A 17,791-nucleotide genomic window follows, 5' to 3' on the forward strand; every position below is an offset into this window, starting at 1 on the left:
ACGACTCCTCCCGTTCTCGCGTTCCCCTCCGGTTCGCATGCGGCTCACGGTTCGGATGCCGTCGCGCACCGCACTCGTTCTGCACGGATGCGACCCTGAGAGGCGTTGTCCACCGAATCCGAGGATGCCGCGAGAGGCGTCGTGCGCAACGCAGCCCGCGTCCGGGACCCTCATGCGATGGACCCCGTCATCGAACTGCGCAGGCTCGGCGGTGTGGCGCGGGTGCGAGCGCTGCTCGACGCCGGTGTCACGTCCCATTCCTTGCGTGTGGCCAAGGAGTCAGGAGCGGTGAGGAGGATCCGCAACGGCTGGGTCGCCCTCCCCGACGCGGATCCGCTCCTCGTCGGCGCCGCGCATCGCGGTGTCGTGCTGACATGCATAACGCTCGCCAAGAGGCACGGACTCTGGGTGCGCAAGCCGGATGCGCTGCACGTCGGGGCGCCGCCGAGCTCCGGTCATGTGGTCGCGCCGAAGGCCGTGGTGCACTGGAACAAGCCCGTCGTCCCGCGGATTCCCGGAACCGTGGAGGACCATCTGGTCAATGCACTGGTCATCGCGACCTCCTGTCTGGTCCGCGAGGATGCCATCGCACTGTGGGAGTCGGCCCTGCGCAAGAACGTCGTCCGGAAGCACGAGGTGCTGCGTCTTCCGCTGACCGCCCGCGCACGGAGCATCGTGACGGGGGCGTCGCTCTGGTCCGACTCCGGGCTCGAGTCGATCGTCGTGCACCGATTGGGCTGGCTGAAGCTGCCGATCGTGCAGCAGGCATGGATCCTGGGGCATTGGGTCGACCTGCTCATCGGTGATCGACTGGTGATCCAGATCGACGGAGGCACGCACGTCGGCGCGCAGCGCACCGCGGACATCGCGCATGATGCCCTGTTGAAACTGCACGGCTATCACGTCATCCGGATCGGTTACGACCAGATCATGAACCACTGGCCAGAAGTGCAGCTCATGATCATGACGGCGGTGGCGCAGGGGCTTCATCTCGCGCGCTGACCGAATCGGAGGAGATCCCCTGATTCGGAGGAGCAATCCGGCACTTCGGCCCTCCGTTTCGTGCGTTCACCTCCGAAACACGCGCGGCGCACTGTGACGGAAGTGACGAAAGTGACCCGACACGCCGCCGAAAACGTCAAAACCCGCGAAATGACGCGGAAATGTCGGCCATGGTTGGTACATTCGAGGCGGTCGATCGACCAACGGGGGCATCCCCGCAACCAACAACGCGACGGGATCCTCGTCGCTGGAGGATGACATGGCTGACAAGTCCATCACCAAGACCGAGCTCGTCGCGAGCATCGCTTCCGCCACCGGCCAGAGCCAGGCCGCCGTGTCCGGTGTGCTCGACGCGCTGTTCTCCTCGGTCTCCGACGCTGTTGCCAAGGGCAGCAAGGTCTCGATCCCGGGCTGGATCTCGTTCGAGCAGGTCGACACGGCCGCCCGCACGGGCCGCAACCCGCAGACCGGCGCCGAGATCAAGATCCCGGCCGGCAAGCGCGTCAAGGTGACCGCTGGTTCCAAGCTCAAGGCTGCCGTCAAGTAAGACGCTCCTTCCACGAAGGCCGCTCCGGAGGGGGCGGCCTTCGTGCGTCCGGGGCTGCCGACCCCGGCCGCGGACGCAGCCGCCTGAGAAGGCGCACTCGCCGCGCCGCGTAGGCTGGAGAGGTGACCACCCCTGCGCGGCGGGTCTCGGCGTATCGCATCGCCGGTCCCGTGATCCTCCTCATCGCCGGAGTGGTCGCCACCCTTCTCGCCCTCGTCTACGGCGGAGCCGCCGAGGCGCCGCGCCTGCTCGATCCCGGCCCGATCGTGCGCTGGGGCCTGCCGTTGGTCAAGATGCTGACCAACGTGACCGCCGCGGTCATGCTCGGCTCCCTCGTGCTCGCGCTGTTCGCTCTGCGACCCGGCACCAAGCCCTTCGAGCGCGCGATGGATGCCGCCTCCGCAGGAGCCGCGGCCTTCACGGTCGCGGCCGCGACGAGCGCCTTCCTCACCTTCATGTCGGTGTTCAACCCGACCCTGAGCACCGACCGGCTGTTCGGCGAGCAGCTGGGGAACTTCCTGCTGAACACCGCGCTCGGCCAGTCCTGGACCATCACGACCCTCATGGGCGCAGTCGTCACCGTGCTCGCGTTCGCGTGGCGCACCTGGACGCCGGTGCTGCTGACGGCGATCCTCGCCGCGGCATCCTTCCTGCCTCTGGCCACGCAGGGGCACTCCGGTGACGTCGCCGGCCACAACATCGCGGTCAACTCGATCCTGCTGCACACGATCGGGGCGGCCGTCTGGCTCGGCGGACTCCTGCTCGTCGTGCTGCTGCGGCGCACGCCCGAACTCGAGGTCGCCTCCCTCGTGCAGCGTTATTCCACGCTCGCCCTCGCCGCCTTCGCGGTCGTCGCGGTCTCCGGTCTCGCCCGTTCGGTCGTCGCGCTGGGGGACTGGAGCCAGCTCGCCACGCCCTACGGCGGCATCCTCATCGCGAAGGTCGTCCTGCTCATCGCGATGGGCGCGCTGGGCGCCTGGTATCGCTCGCGTCTCATCCCGAAGCTCTCCGGTGAGCACAGCCGAGGTTGGTTCTGGATGCTCGTGCTGTGCGAGGTCGCCCTCATGGGGCTGGCCTCGGGCGCCGCGGCGGCGCTCGCCCGCACCGAGCCGCCTGCGGGAGACACACCGCCGGCCGTGCGCACGCCGGCCGAGATCCTCACCGATTCACCGCTGCCGCCGGAGTTCACGCTCGACCGCTGGTTCACCGAGTGGAACGTCGACGTGCTCTGGCTCGTGCTCGGCGGTTTCGGGCTGGTGTTCTACCTGGTCGGCGTCCGGCGCCTGCACCGTCGCGGGGACCGCTGGCCCATCCATCGCACGGTGTTCTGGGTGTTCGGCGTCCTGCTGCTGATCTGGGTGACCAGCGGCGCGATAAACGCCTATCAGGACTACCTGTTCAGCGTGCACATGATGGGCCACATGCTGCTGTCGATGGCGATCCCGCTGCTCCTCGTCTCCGGAGCGCCCGTCACGCTCGCGCTGCGGGCCATCCGCAAGCGCGAAGACGGCACGCGGGGCGGACGCGAGTGGATCATGTGGGCCGTGCACTCGCCCTTCGCCCGAGTCGTGACGCATCCCTTCGTCGCCGCCGGCATCTTCATCGGGTCGCTGTGGGCGTTCTACTTCACCGATCTGTTCCGCTGGTCGATGTATGAGCACCTCGGCCACGAGTGGATGATCGCGCACTTCCTCATCTCCGGCTACCTCTTCGTCATGAGCCTGATCGGGGCCGATCCCGTGCCCTATCGCCTGCCGTACCCGGGGAGGCTCATCACCCTCATCGCCGTCATGGCGATGCACGCCTTCTTCGGCATCGCGATCATGATGCAGACCGGCCTCATGGTCTCGGAATGGTTCGGCGCCATGGGCCGCACCTGGGGGCCCACGCCCCTGGAGGACCAGTACATCGGAGGCGGCATCGCCTGGTCGATCGGGGAGATCCCCACTCTGATCCTCGCGATCACGGTCGCCATCCAGTGGAGCCGGAACGACTCGAAGCTGCAGCGCCGCCGGGACCGTCACGCCGACCGCACGGGCGATGCCGAGCTGGACGACTACAACGCCCGCCTGGCGGAGCTCGCCGCCAAGGACGCCAGGACCGCCGCGCGCGAGGGCCGCTGAGATCAGCCGGTCTGCGGGGACCCGACCCTGATCGACGCCGAACCGTCGCCGAGGATCGTGATGGTGCCGTTGACCTGGAACGGGACGTCCTCCGAGACGTGCTCGACCGAGCCGTCGAACAGCGAGCGGATGTCGACCTCGATGTGCGCCACGGCATCCGTCGCCGGGATCACCCACGACCGTCCGTCCGGTTCGACCGCCACGACCGGCTGCTGGGCGATCGACCACGTGGGCAGATCCTCGATGCGGTTGTGCACCTCGTAGCCGAACGGGCACGCGGTGGGCTGGAGCACCTGCTGGGTGGTGCAGTCCGTGAGGAACTCCTCCACCCGCTGCTGCACGATGTCGACGAACTCCTTCGTCGCGGTCGCGGTGACGTCGACCGGGGTGGCGGTGAGCGGCGCATCCGCGAGGATGCTGACACCGGGCGACTCCGAGATCGCGGTGTCCACCGTGACCGAGTACAGCCCGGGCGTGAAGACGAGAAGAGACAGCGCGGATGCCGGATCGGCACCGGCTCCGGATGCCGAGACCTGGCCGCGCTCGACCGTGAAGCCGTTCACGGCGAAGCGATCGGCGCCGACGAGCGACAGCTGCACGGCGGCGAGCGGGCTCGCGCTGAAACGCCACCGCGGTGCCACGCCGAACCAGCCGTCCTGCTCGACGTGGAAGGTGCTCTGTCCCGGCTGCCCGTTGGCCGTGTACGACACCGTGACGTCGCTGACTCCCTCTTCATAGGACGTCGAGACCACCGCGACGTCGTCGAGGGGAGCGAGGGCCGCCTGGCGCAGCAGCGCTTCCGAGGCCGTGGGGTCGATGCCGGCATCCTCGAGCGTGACCCGGTCGACCGCGACGCCGGGGATGAGCAGGGCATCCGCGGCGCGTCCCGCGGACAGCAGATCCAGGTAGCGGGTGACGAACGCGGCCGGACTGTAGAACTGCTGGTACAGAGCGGCACCGCCGGCACCGAGCGCGGCGATCAGGAGCACGCCGATCAGGGCGAGGATCGACAGATCGGCCCCCAGGCGCGGGCGCCGGGGCGACCTGGGCGCAGGCTGCTCCATGGCGTCAGTCTATGAGGGGGGTCCTGAGACGAAGCCGAGCGTTGCCGTCGGTGACGCCGACGCGCGACGTACCATGGAGGTCGTGTCCCTCCCCGCCCTCTCCGCCGAACAGGAAGCCCTCTTCCGGCTCATCGAGGACACCGACGAGCACGTCTTCGTGACCGGACGGGCGGGTACCGGCAAGTCCACGCTGCTGCAGCACTTCGCGTGGAACACCAAGAAGCAGATCGCCATCTGCGCGCCGACCGGCGTCGCCGCGCTCAACGTCGAGGGGCAGACGATCCACTCGCTGTTCCGCCTGCCGATCGGGCTCATCGCCGACAGTGAGATCGACCAGAACGACGCCACCCGCCGCATCCTGAACGCGATCGAGACCCTCGTCATCGACGAGGTCTCGATGGTCAACGCCGACCTGATGGACGCGATGGACCGCTCCCTGCGTCAGGCGCGGGGACGCAGGTCGCAGCCGTTCGGCGGCGTCCAGGTCGTCATGTTCGGAGACCCGTATCAGCTGGCCCCGGTGCCGCCGCGCGGAGACGAGGCGCGCTACATCCAGGACCATTACCGTTCCTTCTGGTTCTTCGACGCGAAGGTCTGGGCGGGCACGACGCCGGGGGAGGACGACGGGCTGCTCGATCTCGGGCGGCACGGGGCCCAGCTGCACGTGCGAGAGCTCATCCACATCCACCGGCAGTCCGACGACGGGTTCAAGTCGATGCTCAACGCGGTGCGGTACGGGCGGGTGACGGCCGAGATCGCGAACGTGCTGAACACGCAGGGTGCCCGGCCTCAGCCGCAGCCCGAGCCGGGCGAGGTGCCCATGATCACGCTCGCCACCCGCAACGACATCGTCAACAGCATCAACCGGCGTCATCTCGCCGCGCTCGGCGGGCGCGAGCAGACCGCGAAGGCGGAGATCAACGGCGATTTCGGTCGAGGAGAGGCGAACTATCCGGCGGATGCCGAGCTGAAGCTCAAGGTCGGCGCCCAGGTGATGTTCCTGCGCAACGACACCGCCATGGCGGGCGAGCCCCCGCGCTGGGTGAACGGCACCATCGGCACCGTGACCCGCATCATGGGCGGGTCCGTGCGCGTGGAGATCGACGGAGAGGAGGTCGACGTCGAGCCCGCGGTGTGGGAGAGGTACCGGTACGCCTACAACCCGCTGACGAAGACGCTGTCGCGGGACGTCGTCGCGGAGTTCACGCAGTTCCCGCTGCGACTCGCGTGGGCGGTGACCATCCACAAGTCGCAGGGGAAGACCTACGACCGCGCTCTGATCGACCTCGGGTCGGGCGCCTTCGCCCCCGGGCAGACCTACGTGGCGCTCAGCCGCCTGACGTCGCTGGACGGCCTGTACCTCTCGCGGCCGCTGCGGCCCAGTGACATCCGCGTGGACGAGGACGTGCGGCGGTTCATGCGGGCGGCGTGGGAGCGCAACTCCACGCCCGAGGTCCAGGCCTGAGCCGTCCGGTCAGGCGACCGCGCGGGCGCGGTCGAGGTCCTCGAACAGCTCGGTGTTGAACCGGTAGGCGAGCAGGACCTCCTCGATCACGCGCTCGCGCTCCGCGTCGTCCCACGGCGCCGCATCCAGCTGTTCGCGGTAGACGTCCTTGAACGCCTTCGGGTCGGCGATGTCGTCGAACAGGTAGAAGCCGATGCCGTTGGTCTCGAACCCGAACCGCCGCTGCATGACACGGCCGATGAACACGCCCCCGGACAGGTCGCCGAGGTAGCGCGTGTAGTGGTGTGCGACGAAGCCTCCGGGCCAGGTCGCACCGACCTGCCGGATCCGGTCCACGTAGCGCTGCGTGGTCGGCAGCGGATGGATGAGCTCGCGCCAGGAGGATCCGAGCAGGAACTCGAGGTCGGCTTCGAGCGCCGGGAGCCGGGTCAGTTTGTCGCTGAGGAACACGGACGCCACCGGGTCGCGGCGCATGCGTTCGCCGGCGGCCTCGAGGGCGGCGTAGATGAAGTAGTGCTGCGCGACGAGGGCGATGTAGTCGTCGCGCGAACCCTCGCCCTTGAGGAGATCGGCCATGAACCCGGCGTGCTCGCTGCGCGAGTGCGAGCCGGAGGAGCGCTCGCGCAGGGCGGCGGAGAAGGACAGGATGTCGGCCATGCCCTCAGTGTAAGGGCAACCTAACCTGACGTGAAGGGCGGATCGGCTCAGCCGTGCGGGCGGGGCTCGACGCCCAGCCGCGCGCACGCCTCATCGTAGAGCGCGACGACCTCGCGGCGGACGGCCGGACGCTCCGAGATCGGACCGCCGGGCCACGGCACGCGCAGCTCCTCCTCGGCATCGCCCCTGGTGATCCGCCAGACTCCCGCCTCGCCGTCGAAGCCGGTCATCCGGGCGGCCGTGACCTCGGAGTCGGACGCCGCTGCGAACGCCCGCGCGATCAGGAGATTGTCGTCGGCGTGATCGCCGTTCATGTGGCGCAGCACAGCCGTGACCACGTCGGCGTCGAAGAGGTGGGGCACGCTCTCACTGTAGGACCTGCAGGGCCCGGGCGGTCGAGGGTGACTTTCAGGATGCGGCCTCTAGACTCTGTGAAGACACCCCGGGAGTGGATACATGCACCTTCTGTCGTCGCGCCGCCGCTGGCGCGCAGCAGCGGCCTCCGCCGTCGCGCTCGCGCTCGTCCTGACGGGCTGCTCCGGTCAGTCGGATGCCACGTACACGCCCCCTCCGCAGGTGGACGGGTCGCTGCCGGACGACATGGTCGCGCAGCTGCAGGACGCTGTGAACAACGCCATGACGGCGGCCGGGGCCTCCGGCGCGATCGTCGGCGTCTGGGTACCGTGGAGCGGGCAGTGGGTGTCGGCGACCGGGACGCAGGCGCAGGGCGACGAGACCGAGGTCACCACGGACATGGCCTTCCGGGTCGCCGACGTGACCCGGCTGATGACGTGCGACGTGCTCTACGGCCTGGCGGACGACGGGGTCGTCGAGCTCGATGCGCCGGTGCCGGATCTCGTGTCGGGCGTCGCGGACCTCGACGACATCACGCTGCTCGACCTGTGCAACGGCACCGGGGGCATCGGCTCCTCCGAGGCCACCGTCAAGAACGCGTGGCTCACGACCCCCGGACGCGTGTGGAGCCCGCTGGAGCTCGCCGGATTCGGGCTCGGTCGCGCCCCCTCGACCCCGCACACGGCCTGGCGCGACTCCGACGCGGGCTACCTCCTGCTCGGGCTCGCCCTGCAGCGGGCGAGCGGCATGAGCGCCTCCGACCTCATCGAGAAGTATGTGTCCGAGCCGCTGGGGCTGCAGAACACCGGCCTCCCGGGGGCTGCGCCGGCCGCGGCATCCGACGGGGCCGTCCTGCGCGGCAACTACGCGCCGGCGGTGGAGGGCGGGTTCAACTGCACCGCGCCGGTCGATGTCAGCGTGGCATCGTCGAGCATGGGCTTCACCGACTCCGGAGCGGTCTCGACGATCGACGAGCTCGGGACGTACATCCAGGCCGAGGCTGCGCAGGCGCTGCGCGCCGAGGGCGCCGAGCCCGACCGCTTCGGCGCACCGCTTCCCGTGTCGGCGGACGCGCCGTCCTGGTACCAGGCCACCGGCGGCGGGTTCCTCGTCGGCTCGATGATCGGGAACCACGGCTGGACCGCCGGCTACGCCACGGCCGCCTATTCGGACCCCGCGACCGGATTCACGGTCGCGGTGACGCTGAACAACTCGTCCTCCGGCTCGACGATCGCCGCGTGGCTGGCGTGGGAGCTCGCCGCGATCGCGTCGAAGGCTCCGGCCGCCGAGGGCGAGACGGCACCCGAGTTCGGGCTGCCGTTCACCGCCGAGCAGTACCACTCCCAGATCGCCGAACGCGCGATCTGCGTCCCGCCTGCCGGGTGACGTCGCCGTGGCCGACCGCCCGACCGGCTCGCAGAAGGCCGTCGAGACGCTGACCTTCCTCAAGGCGAGGATCACCCGCGGCGACTGGCCGATCAACACCCGCATCCCGCGGGAGTCCGAGCTGATGGCGATGATCGGGGTCGGCAAGTCGACGGTGCGGGAGGCCGTGCGCGCGCTCGCGAGCCAGGGGATGCTGGAGCCGATCAAGGGCGTCGGGACGTTCGTGCGCTCGCGCACCCCGGTGACGGCCGTCGTGACGGACTTCCTGGCCGAGTACGCGCTCGGGGACGTGCTCGTCTACCGCCGTGCGCTCGAGATGGAGGCGGTGCGTCAGGCGGCCGTGCACCGCACGGCCGCGCAGCTCGCACAGTTGCGAGCCGTGTACGAGCGCGATCTCACGATCACGGCCGGTACCCCCTATGTGCAGGAGCTCAGCGAGACGCCGGGCAGCTTCCACCATCTCGTGTTCGAGGCATCCGGAAACCGCCTGCTCACGGGCCTGTTCGTCGCGGTCATGCCGCTGATCCGGAGCGCCGTGCGCTCCGGACGTCTCGCGCACGGCGCCGACCTCGGCGTCTTCGACGAGGACCACGCCGGCATCCTCGCCGCGATCGAGGCGCAGGACGCCGTGGCCGCCGCGCTGGCGATGGCAGCCCATCTGGATCACGACCTCGTCGTCGTGGACTGAGCGTCCGCGGAGCCGTCCGATCAGTCGACGAACCCCAGCCGGTGGGCGAGGATCACGGCGTGGATGCGGTCGCGGGCCTTGATCTTCGTCAGCACCCGGCCGACATGTGTCTTCACGGTGGACTCGCTGAGGAACAGCGTCCCGGCGATCTCAGCGTTCGTCCGCCCGCGCGCCATCTCGAGGAACACGTCGCGCTCGCGCTCCGTGAGCGACGCGGTCGGATCGTGCGCCGGCTGCGGCGCGGCGAGCCGCGGTCCGATGTGCTCGAGCAGGCGGCGGGTCACGCGCGGGGCGAGCACGGCGTCCCCGCGGTGCACGGCGCGGATGGCTGCGAGCAGCTCCTGCCGCTGCGCGTCCTTGAGCAGGAACCCGCTCGCACCGGCGCGGATCGCCCCGAAGGCGTACTCGTCGAGGTCGAAGGTGGTGAGGACGAGGACACGGGTGCCCGGATGCGCGCGCACGATCGCCTCCGTGGCTGCGATCCCATCCGTGCGCGGCATCCGGACGTCCATCAGCACCACGTCCGGCTCGAGCGCCGCCGTGCGGGCGAGCGCCTCGGCGCCGTCGCCGGCCTCGCCCACGACGACCAGGTCCTCCTCGGCGTCGAGCACGAGGCGGAACCCCATGCGGATGAGTTCCTGATCGTCGACGAGGAGCACGCGGATCGGCTCGGTCATGCGTCCTCCTGTGCGTCCGGCGGTGTGCTCGCGGATCCGCCGGGTCTCGACGACATCGAGGTCTGCGGGAACTGCGCGCGCAGTCTCCATCCTCCCGTCCCGGTCGGTCCGGCGTCGAGGGTTCCGCCGACGTGCGTCACGCGCTCGGCGAGTCCGCGCAGGCCGTACCCGCCGGGAGAGGTCGTGTCGGCGGCGGCATCGTTGACGATCTCCACGACCACCGGGTCCACCGAGCGGTCGATGCGCACCGACACCACGGTCGCGAGGGGAGCGTGCCGCATGGCGTTCGTCACGCCCTCCTGGACGATGCGGCCGATCGCGAACTCCACGGGTTCGGGCAGGCGGGCCTCGCCGGCGACGGTCAGCGCGACCGGGTATCGGGCCTGCTGCGCCGCGGCGACTGTGGTGCGGGGATCGACGGGGCGGGTCGGCGCGAGGGGCGCGTCGGCGTCGCCGTCCCTGAGCACGCCGAGCATCGCGCGCATCTCGCCCAGCGCACCTCGTGCGGTCGCGGCGGCAGCGGTCGAGGCGTCCTTCGCCCGTCCCGGATCCGGGGTCGCGGCCGCACCCTCGGAGAGAGCCACGATGACGGTGAGCGAGTGGGACACGACGTCGTGCATCTCGCGGGCGATGCGCGCGCGCTCGGCGGAGGCGGCGAGCCGGGCCTGCTGGTCCCGCTCGACGAGCAGTTGGCGGGACCGGTCGATGATCGCCTCCACGTAGCGCTTGCGCCCGCCGACGTTCGCGCCGATGAGGGTGCCGATGAGGGCGAGCACGAACTGCCCGAGGACGGCGTTGATCGCCGATGGGAGCGGGAGCGCTCCGGAGAGCTGGAGTGCCGCGGCGAGCAGAGTGAGAACGCCCATGCCGATCCCGAAGCCGATCCACGCCGTCCGGGTCGAGCGGTACACGGCCATGCCGTAACTGGTGACGATGAGCAACGGCCCGCCGGCGGGATCGAGCGCGAGCAGGTAGGCCACGGTGACCGCATAGGAGGCGATGAGGGCGACGGTCGGCCAGCGGCGGCGGCGCAGCAACAGGGCGCAGGCGAGGAGGGCGAGGATCCCGATCCCGATGCTCGCGCCGAGCGACGGGGGCTCACCGGGTGCCACGAGGGTGGCGGGAGTCAGCGACAGGGCCAGGCAGACCAAGGCGATCAGCACGTCCGCGACCAGAGGATGCCGGGCCCAGAACCGCCGGATGAATCCCGGGGGACGCGGCAGCCGCAGCTCCTCCGCCGTGACATCCCGTTCCAGGGTGCCACCGGCGGAGGAGCTGCGACCGCTCGAGCTCGACACGGGCTCGACTCTACGCGTCGATGATCCTCGGTGACGCGCTCTCACGCGTCGCGGGTGCGGAGCACGGCCCACCCTCCCAGCATCCCGGCGGCGACCCAGGCGGCCAGTGCGAGATACGCGACCTCCGGGGTCAGGCCGTCGGCTCCGTCCGGTACGGGGTTGATGGCGTACTGCGCGGCGGACATCGGCAGGTAGCGCGAGGCCTCTGCGATCCACTGCCAGGCGTCCCCCGCCATGGTGAACGTCATCGACACGATCGGCAGCACGAACAGCAGCCCGACGGTCGCCGCGATCGCGCCGGCGCCGGAGCGCAGGATGAACCCGAAGGCGACTCCGATCAGCGCGAACACGGCCATCGCTGCGGAGGCGAGCAGGATCGGTCGGATGGTGACATCGAAGTCCGACCAATCAAGACCCAGCCCCTTCGACTCCGCGATCGGGGTGATGACGAGAGCCGCGCCGAAGAAGATCACGAGCGACGCGATGAAAAGCAGCGCGGCGAGCACGACGGCCTTCGCCGTCAGCACCATGCCGCGCACGGGCGTGGCGGTGAGGGTGGAACGGATCATTCCGGTGGAGTACTCGCCGGTCACCGAGATCGCGCCCAGGATGCCGGCGAGCAGCATCGTGAACTGGATCGGTGAGACGACCGCTTGGATCATGGGGAACTGGTCTGCGGCACTGACCGTCGAAGCGATCAGCGTGGCGATCCCGACCGTCAGCAGGGCGGTGATGCCGATCGACCACCAGGTCGAGCGCAGCGTGGCGATCTTGATCCATTCGCTGCGCAGGGTCCGCAGGAAGTTCAGTCGGTACGGCGACGTGACGTGCGTGACGCGTCGCGTGCCCTCCGCGGTCATGGTGCTCATGCGATCTCCTTGGTCCGGTATTCGACCGAGTCGCCGGTGAGCGCCAGGTAGGCGTCCTCGAGCGATCCGATGGTGGGGGTGAGCTCGTGCAGGGGGATCCCGCAGTCTGCGGCGATGTCGCCGATGCGGGACGCCGGAAGCCCCACGACCTCCAGCAGGTCGGGTTCGGTGCTGACGATCTCCACGTCGGCGTGCGCGACGGCCTCGGCCAGCGCCGCGGCCCGCGGTGTGCGGACGCGCACCGTCGTGGCCGTCCATGCCCGCACGAGGTCGTCCAGCGATGCGTCGGCGAGCACGCGGCCGCGGCCCATCACGATGACGTGATCGGCGGTCTGCGCCATCTCGCTCATCAGGTGACTGGACAGCAGGACCGTGCGTCCCTCGGACGCCGCGTGGCGCACGAACTGGCGGACCCAACGGACGCCCTCCGGGTCGAGTCCGTTGACCGGCTCGTCGAGGATGAGGGTGTGAGGATCGCCGAGCAGCGCCGCGGCGATCCCGAGGCGCTGTCCCATGCCGAGGGAGAACTTCCCCGCTCGCTTCCTGGCGACGGGCGTGATGCCGGCGAGGTCGATGACCTCGTCGACCCGCGAGGCGGGGATGCCATGCGTCGCGGCGAGAGCACGCAGGTGGTTCCGCGCGGTGCGGCCGGTGTGCACGGCCTTGGCGTCCAGCAGCACCCCGACCTCGGTCAGCGGCGCGCGCAGGCGCCGGTACTCGACGCCGCCCACGGTGGTGCGCCCCGAGGTCGGGCGGTCGAGTCCGACGATCATGCGCATCGTGGTCGACTTGCCGGCGCCGTTGGGGCCGAGGAAGCCGGTGACGGCTCCCGGACGGATCGTGAAGGACACGTCCTGGACGGCCGTCTTGTCTCCGAACCTCTTCGTGAGGCCTTCTGCAGTGATCATGCTCCGACGCTACGGATGCCGGGGATCATCGCGCGTCCCCCTGCAGTACCGTCGTGCTGCGCGTCCGATGGCACCGCAGGACCACGGACATCAGAGCAGGAGAAGGCCGCCCGGACGCGCGAGTCTGGGGTCCTCGCGCGCCCGGGCGGAACGGAGGGCGGTCTCAGACCCTGTTGCGTCCTCCGATGACGCGGAACAGGAACGCGATCAGCGCGATGACGCCGACGATCAGGGCCACCCAGAGCAGCCAGTTCAGCGCCGCGTTCAGGCCACCGACGATGGCGAGGACGATGGCGATGACGATGATGACCACCAGTGCGATGTTCATGGAACGACTCCTTCGCTCGTGTTGTCTCGATCATGGCCCTGTTCCCGCCGATCCGCCATGAGGGTTGACGCGCCGTCGCGCGCGATGCTAACCGCGCGCATCGCCCCGCGACGGTCCCGTGCCGCGAGAATGGAAGGCGACGATGAGGAGACACATGGCACCGCACCCGTTCGACGCGATCACGGCAGACGACCTCCGCAGGGCCGGCAGCGTGAAATGGACGACGTTCCCCGACACGGTCGGCGCCTTCGTCGCCGAGATGGACTTCGGGGTCGCGCCCGCGATCACCCAAGCCGTTCACGCGTCGCTGGACGCCGGGCTCACTGGTTATCTGCCGAAGGCTCTTTCGGACGAGCTCACGGCGGCCACGGCATCCTGGTACTCCGAGAAGTACGGCTGGTCGGTGCCGGCCGAGCGGGTGCGTCCCGTGCCGGACGTCATCGCCGCGTTCGAGTTCGCGATCGAGCGCTTCACCGCTCCGGGGGCCGCGGTCATCGTGCCGACACCGGCGTACATGCCGTTCCTCACGGTGCCCGGTCGTCTCGGCCGGCGGGTCATCGAGGTGCCGAGCGTCCTCGAGGACGATCGATGGGTGATGGATCATGCGGGCGTCGCGGCCGCGTTCGCCGACGGCGGGGAACTGCTCGTGCTGTGCAACCCGCACAACCCCCTCGGCACGGTCGCGACACGCGAGGAGCTGTTGGCCGTCGCCGCGACCGTGGATGCCGCGGGCGGGCGCGTGTTCAGCGACGAGATCCATGCGCCGCTGGTGTACGCACCGGGGAAGCACATCCCGTATGCATCGGTGTCGGACGTCGCCGCCGCGCACACCGTCACCGCGGCATCCGCCTCGAAGGCGTGGAACCTCGCGGGGTTTAAGTGCGCCCAGCTGATCCTCTCGAACGAGGAGTCCGTCCGGCTGTGGGAGGAGGACGGCGGCTGGGCGGGGCACGGAACGGCGACCGTCGGCGTGGTGGCGAACATCGCGGCGTACACGGGCGGTGAGGCCTGGCTGGACGACGTCGTGGAGTACCTCGACGGCAACCGGCGCGTCCTCGCCGAGATGGTGGCCGAGATCCCCGGGGTGAGCGTCGTCATGCCGGAGGGCACGTACATCGCGCTGCTGGACTTCCGCGGCACAGGGCTCACGGGGGACCTCGGGGCGTGGTTCCGCGAGCACGCCGGCGTCGCGATGACGGACGGTGCAGCGTGCGGCGAGGCCGCGGTGGGCTTCACGCGATTCGTGTTCGCGACGCCTCGGCCGGTGATGGTCGAGGCGATCGAGAGGATCGCCGCAGCTCTCGCCGCGCGCTGAACGCGCGCTCGCTTGACGCGCCGGCTGCAGGGGTGTTGCCTGGGAGGATGCGTCACGTGACCTCGGCCGACGGAACATCCATCGCCCTGCACACCGTCGGAGACGGACCAGCCGTCGTCATCGTGAACGGCGCGCTCTCGACGGCCCGCGACGCCGGCCTGATCGCGCGGGCGTTCGCGGATGCCGGGTTGCGGGCGGTCACGTACGATCGGCGTGCCCGCGGAGACAGCGGCGACGCGCCGATCGCCGCTCCGGAGCGCGAGGTCGAGGACCTCGCGGCGGTCATCGCGGCATCCGGTGACGACGTCGCGGTGGTCGGCCACTCCTCGGGCGCGATCCTCGCGCTGTACGCCGCCGGGGAAGGCGTACCGATGTCCCGGCTCTTCCTGTCCGAACCGCCCTTCCGATTCGGCGAGGACGACCCGGCTGCGGATCTCGCCGTTCGGCTTCAGGCGCTGATCGACGACGGACGCCCCGGCGACGCCGTGGTGCTGTTCCAGCGCGAAGCGGTCGGTCTCCCGGAGGCGTTCATCGAGCAGTTCCGGAACTCGCCCGCTTTCGAGCAGGTGGCGGCACTCGCCCGGTCCACGGTGTACGACACCCTGCTGACCCAGCGCACGTCGACGCCGTCCGCGGCGATGCGGGACGTGCGGATGCCGGTCACGATCCTGCGGGGCTCGGAGACCATGCCGATCCTCGTCGCCGCGGCATCCCGGCTGGCCGAGGAGATGCCCGCGGCGGAGTTCCTCGAGGTTCCCGAGTCGGTCGCGCACCGGATGGATCCCGAGGCGACTGCACGGATCGTCGCCGCGCGGGTGCGCTGAAGCTCAAGAAGCCTTTCCGGGCGCCATCCGGCTGTCAAGCCCCTCCTGCGCCGGCATTCGCGTGCCTACCGTCGAGCGCATGATGGCAACCACGAAGACATCCGCGACCAAGGCATCCTCTTCCCGCGCGGCGCGCGGCGGAACCGGCGAGAAGCGCACCCGGCGGCAGAACGCCGAGAAGGGCTTCGCCGCCTCGCCGGAACTGAGCGCGCATCTGCAGGCTGTCCTCGTCGACCTGCTGGAGCTGTCGATGCAGGGCAAGCAGGCGCACTGGAACGTGGTCGGCAAGAACTTCCGCGACACGCACCTGCAGCTCGATGAGATTGTCGCGGCGGCGCGCGAGTTCAGCGACACGATCGCCGAACGCATGCGGGCGCTGCACGCGGTGCCGGACGGCCGCAGCGGCACGGTCGCGTCGACGACGACACTTCCGGAGTATCCGCAGGGCGAGATCGACACCGCCGAGACCGTCGACATCGTGACGGCGCGGCTCGAAGCGGTTGTCGGCACGATGCGCGACGTGCACGACGGCGTGGACGAGGAGGATCCGACCAGCGCCGACATCCTGCACGCGATCATCGAGAAGCTCGAGCAGTACGCCTGGATGGTCAGCGCCGAGAACCGGACTCCGGTCGGGAGCTGATCGTGGACGTCGAGGAGGAGCCGCGCCGCGCCATCGTGACCGGAGCTGACTCGGGGATCGGGAGGGCGACCGCCGTCGCGCTCGCCGCCGAGGGCGTCGACGTCGCGATCACCTGGCATTCGGATGCCGCGGGAGCCGAGGACACCGCCGAGGAGGTGCGCTCGCACGGCGCCCGTGCCCTCGTCGCACGGCTGGACGCGCAGGAGATCCCGGCGTGCGGGGATGTGATCGATGACCTGGTCGCCGAATTGGGCGGGCTGGACGTGTTCGTCAACAACGCCGGAACCGGGCTGCGGACGCCGTTCCTCGACGTCGGGCTCGACGAATGGCGTCGAGTGCTCGACGTCGATCTGACCGGGGCCTTCGTGTGCCTGCAGCGTGCCGCGCGGCACATGGTCGCCGCCGGCCGTGGCGGCCGACTGATCGCGGTGACGAGCGTGCATGCGCATCAGCCGATGGTGGGATCCAGCGCGTACGACGCGGCCAAGCACGGCCTGTCGGGGCTCATGAAGAACATCGCCCTCGAACTCGGCGGCCGCGGGATCACGGCGGTGAGCGTCGCCCCCGGCGAGATCGCCACGCCCATGACCGGTCAGACGGATCAGGATCCCCGGTGGGAGGAGCGCCCCGGCATCCCGCTCGGCCGGCCCGGCGACGCGCGCGAGGTCGCCGCCCTGATCGCGTTCCTCGCCTCGCCGGGGGCCGCCTACATCTCCGGCACCTCGATCGTCATCGACGGCGGGATGCTGCAGATGGGCCCGCAGGCCGGCGCCGCGATCACGCAGCATGGATGGCGGACGGTGTGAGCGGATGCCGTCGGCTCCCGGGGTGCGGATCGGCACGTCCGGATGGCGTTATCCGTCCTGGCGTGGAGACTTCTACCCGCGCGGGCTGCCGCAGCGCCGAGAACTGGAGTACATCGCCTCACGGTTCCGCAGCGTCGAGCTGAACGGATCCTTCTATTCGCTGCAGCGGCCGGAGAGCTATCGGCGATGGCGCGAGAGCGTGCCGGAGGGCTTCGTCTTCGCGGTCAAGGGGTCCCGTTACATCACGCACATGCTGCGGCTGCGGGACGTCGAGCAGGCCCTGGCGAACTTCTTCGCCTCCGGCGTCCTCGCGCTCGGCCCGGCCCTCGGGCCGGTGCTCTGGCAGCTTCCCGAGCGGGAGGAGTTCGATGAGGATGCGCTGTCGTCCTTCCTGAGGGCCCTGCCGCAGTCGACGGGGGAGGCACTCGCGCTGGCTCGGCGGCACGACGAGCGGATGCGGGGACGCACGTGGTTGTCGATCGAGGGCGATGCGCCGCTGCGGCATGCGCTCGAACCCCGCGCCGTCTCGTACGAGGCCGCGACCGCGACACTCGAGCGGTTCGGGGTCGCGATGGCGGTGGCGGACACCGCAGGACGCTTCCCTCGCTTCGCCCCCTCGGACGCGGATTTCGTCTACGCGCGTCTGCACGGGTCGCGCGAGCTGTATGTGAGCGGATACACGGACGCCGAGCTCGACGCGTGGGCGGAACGGATCCGGGGATGGGCGGATGCCGGGCGGGACGTCTATGCGTATTTCGACAACGACGCGCACGGTCACGCCCCGCATGATGCGCTGCGACTGGCGGAACGGAGCCGCTTGGGCTAATCTCTCTAAAA

19 protein-coding genes are annotated in these 17,791 nt (G+C 70.1%); 11 read left to right on the top strand and 8 right to left on the bottom strand.

Translation table 11 applies throughout. The annotated features are described in order from the left end of the window. The first annotated feature begins 177 nt into the window (after positions 1 to 177). From AC3RXZ_RS16600 to AC3RXZ_RS16610, 3 genes are all read left to right on the top strand, one after another. Positions 178 to 1,002, top strand: a complete 825-nt coding sequence (locus AC3RXZ_RS16600; protein WP_491494746.1) for an endonuclease domain-containing protein — start codon at positions 178 to 180, stop codon at positions 1,000 to 1,002. A gap of 259 nt (positions 1,003 to 1,261) precedes the next feature. Beyond that, positions 1,262 to 1,549 carry an HU family DNA-binding protein gene (locus tag AC3RXZ_RS16605; RefSeq protein WP_243228351.1) on the top strand — a complete coding sequence of 96 codons (288 nt, stop codon included), beginning with the start codon at positions 1,262 to 1,264 and terminating at the stop codon, positions 1,547 to 1,549. Positions 1,550 to 1,671: 122 nt separating this feature from the next. After that, the gene (locus tag AC3RXZ_RS16610; protein ID WP_491494747.1) at positions 1,672 to 3,672 is read left to right on the top strand and encodes a bifunctional copper resistance protein CopD/cytochrome c oxidase assembly protein; all 2,001 of its coding nucleotides are present in this window, start codon (positions 1,672 to 1,674) and stop codon (positions 3,670 to 3,672) included. Positions 3,673 to 3,674: 2 nt separating this feature from the next. Here AC3RXZ_RS16610 and AC3RXZ_RS16615 read toward each other — a convergent pair whose 3' ends face one another. Further along, a complete protein-coding gene (locus tag AC3RXZ_RS16615; protein WP_491494748.1) occupies positions 3,675 to 4,736 on the bottom strand; it encodes a hypothetical protein in 1,062 nt (353 codons plus the stop codon). Between the two features lie 73 nt (positions 4,737 to 4,809). Here AC3RXZ_RS16615 and AC3RXZ_RS16620 point away from each other — a divergent pair, with 73 nt between their 5' ends. Continuing rightward, entirely contained in the window at positions 4,810 to 6,201 is a 1,392-nt protein-coding gene (locus AC3RXZ_RS16620; protein WP_491494749.1) for an ATP-dependent DNA helicase, read from the top strand. 9 nt (positions 6,202 to 6,210) lie between these two features. Here AC3RXZ_RS16620 and AC3RXZ_RS16625 read toward each other — a convergent pair whose 3' ends face one another. Further along, positions 6,211 to 6,858, bottom strand: coding sequence for a biliverdin-producing heme oxygenase (locus tag AC3RXZ_RS16625; protein ID WP_491494750.1), 648 nt, complete (start codon positions 6,856 to 6,858; stop codon positions 6,211 to 6,213). 47 nt (positions 6,859 to 6,905) lie between these two features. After that, positions 6,906 to 7,220 (bottom strand): DUF2470 domain-containing protein, encoded by a 315-nt coding sequence (locus tag AC3RXZ_RS16630; RefSeq protein WP_243228346.1) that lies wholly within the window; start codon positions 7,218 to 7,220, stop codon positions 6,906 to 6,908. A gap of 94 nt (positions 7,221 to 7,314) precedes the next feature. Between AC3RXZ_RS16630 and AC3RXZ_RS16635 the strand changes: the two genes are divergently transcribed. Continuing rightward, positions 7,315 to 8,598 (top strand): serine hydrolase, encoded by a 1,284-nt coding sequence (locus AC3RXZ_RS16635; RefSeq protein WP_491494751.1) that lies wholly within the window; start codon positions 7,315 to 7,317, stop codon positions 8,596 to 8,598. A gap of 7 nt (positions 8,599 to 8,605) precedes the next feature. Beyond that, entirely contained in the window at positions 8,606 to 9,286 is a 681-nt protein-coding gene (locus AC3RXZ_RS16640) for a FadR/GntR family transcriptional regulator (protein WP_491494752.1), read from the top strand. A 20-nt stretch (positions 9,287 to 9,306) separates the two neighbouring features. Here the strand turns inward: AC3RXZ_RS16640 and AC3RXZ_RS16645 are convergent, their stop codons facing one another. The 5 genes from AC3RXZ_RS16645 to AC3RXZ_RS16665 form a co-directional block, all read right to left on the bottom strand. Continuing rightward, a complete protein-coding gene (locus AC3RXZ_RS16645) occupies positions 9,307 to 9,963 on the bottom strand; it encodes a response regulator transcription factor (protein ID WP_491494753.1) in 657 nt (218 codons plus the stop codon). Further along, positions 9,960 to 11,261 carry a sensor histidine kinase gene (locus tag AC3RXZ_RS16650; protein ID WP_491494754.1) on the bottom strand — a complete coding sequence of 434 codons (1,302 nt, stop codon included), beginning with the start codon at positions 11,259 to 11,261 and terminating at the stop codon, positions 9,960 to 9,962. The genes AC3RXZ_RS16645 and AC3RXZ_RS16650 overlap by 4 nt, the downstream gene beginning before the upstream one ends. A gap of 41 nt (positions 11,262 to 11,302) precedes the next feature. Further along, positions 11,303 to 12,130: an ABC transporter permease subunit gene (locus AC3RXZ_RS16655; protein ID WP_491494755.1), complete on the bottom strand. Its 828-nt coding sequence runs from the start codon at positions 12,128 to 12,130 to the stop codon at positions 11,303 to 11,305. Continuing rightward, positions 12,127 to 13,038, bottom strand: coding sequence for an ABC transporter ATP-binding protein (locus AC3RXZ_RS16660; RefSeq protein WP_491494756.1), 912 nt, complete (start codon positions 13,036 to 13,038; stop codon positions 12,127 to 12,129). Before AC3RXZ_RS16660 ends, AC3RXZ_RS16655 begins: the two co-directional genes overlap by 4 nt. Before the next feature lie 163 nt (positions 13,039 to 13,201). Beyond that, a complete protein-coding gene (locus AC3RXZ_RS16665; protein ID WP_243228339.1) occupies positions 13,202 to 13,366 on the bottom strand; it encodes a hypothetical protein in 165 nt (54 codons plus the stop codon). Positions 13,367 to 13,520: 154 nt separating this feature from the next. On the opposite strand from AC3RXZ_RS16665, the gene AC3RXZ_RS16670 reads away from it, so the two are divergent. The 5 genes from AC3RXZ_RS16670 to AC3RXZ_RS16690 all read left to right on the top strand — a co-directional run bounded on the left by AC3RXZ_RS16670 (position 13,521) and on the right by AC3RXZ_RS16690 (position 17,780). Then, on the top strand, positions 13,521 to 14,681 hold the full coding sequence (locus tag AC3RXZ_RS16670; protein ID WP_243228338.1) for a MalY/PatB family protein: 1,161 nt from the start codon (positions 13,521 to 13,523) through the stop codon (positions 14,679 to 14,681). Positions 14,682 to 14,728: 47 nt separating this feature from the next. Beyond that, positions 14,729 to 15,505 carry an alpha/beta fold hydrolase gene (locus AC3RXZ_RS16675; RefSeq protein WP_243228337.1) on the top strand — a complete coding sequence of 259 codons (777 nt, stop codon included), beginning with the start codon at positions 14,729 to 14,731 and terminating at the stop codon, positions 15,503 to 15,505. Between the two features lie 79 nt (positions 15,506 to 15,584). Continuing rightward, entirely contained in the window at positions 15,585 to 16,148 is a 564-nt protein-coding gene (locus AC3RXZ_RS16680; protein WP_491494757.1) for a Dps family protein, read from the top strand. Between the two features lie 2 nt (positions 16,149 to 16,150). Next, on the top strand, positions 16,151 to 16,954 hold the full coding sequence (locus AC3RXZ_RS16685) for an SDR family oxidoreductase (protein WP_243228335.1): 804 nt from the start codon (positions 16,151 to 16,153) through the stop codon (positions 16,952 to 16,954). A gap of 4 nt (positions 16,955 to 16,958) precedes the next feature. Next, complete coding sequence (locus tag AC3RXZ_RS16690) at positions 16,959 to 17,780, top strand: DUF72 domain-containing protein (protein WP_491494758.1); 822 nt, start codon at positions 16,959 to 16,961, stop codon at positions 17,778 to 17,780. Positions 17,781 to 17,791: the final 11 nt, after the last annotated feature.

It is taken from the genome of Microbacterium cucumeris (genome assembly GCF_058349845.2).

What these genes read in the sequence shown, in the direction of transcription:
- AC3RXZ_RS16600 (WP_491494746.1), top strand. Translation starts at nt 178, where the DNA reads ATGGACCCCGTCATCGAACTGCGCAGGCTCGGCGGTGTGGCGCGGGTG.
- AC3RXZ_RS16605 (WP_243228351.1), top strand. Translation starts at nt 1,262, where the DNA reads ATGGCTGACAAGTCCATCACCAAGACCGAGCTCGTCGCGAGCATCGCT.
- AC3RXZ_RS16615 (WP_491494748.1), bottom strand. Translation starts at nt 4,736, where the DNA reads ATGGAGCAGCCTGCGCCCAGGTCGCCCCGGCGCCCGCGCCTGGGGGCC.
- AC3RXZ_RS16620 (WP_491494749.1), top strand. Translation starts at nt 4,810, where the DNA reads ATGGAGGTCGTGTCCCTCCCCGCCCTCTCCGCCGAACAGGAAGCCCTC.
- AC3RXZ_RS16625 (WP_491494750.1), bottom strand. Translation starts at nt 6,858, where the DNA reads ATGGCCGACATCCTGTCCTTCTCCGCCGCCCTGCGCGAGCGCTCCTCC.
- AC3RXZ_RS16635 (WP_491494751.1), top strand. Translation starts at nt 7,315, where the DNA reads ATGCACCTTCTGTCGTCGCGCCGCCGCTGGCGCGCAGCAGCGGCCTCC.
- AC3RXZ_RS16645 (WP_491494753.1), bottom strand. Translation starts at nt 9,963, where the DNA reads ATGACCGAGCCGATCCGCGTGCTCCTCGTCGACGATCAGGAACTCATC.
- AC3RXZ_RS16655 (WP_491494755.1), bottom strand. Translation starts at nt 12,130, where the DNA reads ATGAGCACCATGACCGCGGAGGGCACGCGACGCGTCACGCACGTCACG.
- AC3RXZ_RS16660 (WP_491494756.1), bottom strand. Translation starts at nt 13,038, where the DNA reads ATGATCACTGCAGAAGGCCTCACGAAGAGGTTCGGAGACAAGACGGCC.
- AC3RXZ_RS16665 (WP_243228339.1), bottom strand. Translation starts at nt 13,366, where the DNA reads ATGAACATCGCACTGGTGGTCATCATCGTCATCGCCATCGTCCTCGCC.
- AC3RXZ_RS16670 (WP_243228338.1), top strand. Translation starts at nt 13,521, where the DNA reads ATGGCACCGCACCCGTTCGACGCGATCACGGCAGACGACCTCCGCAGG.
- AC3RXZ_RS16675 (WP_243228337.1), top strand. Translation starts at nt 14,729, where the DNA reads ATGCGTCACGTGACCTCGGCCGACGGAACATCCATCGCCCTGCACACC.
- AC3RXZ_RS16680 (WP_491494757.1), top strand. Translation starts at nt 15,585, where the DNA reads ATGATGGCAACCACGAAGACATCCGCGACCAAGGCATCCTCTTCCCGC.
- AC3RXZ_RS16690 (WP_491494758.1), top strand. Translation starts at nt 16,959, where the DNA reads ATGCCGTCGGCTCCCGGGGTGCGGATCGGCACGTCCGGATGGCGTTAT.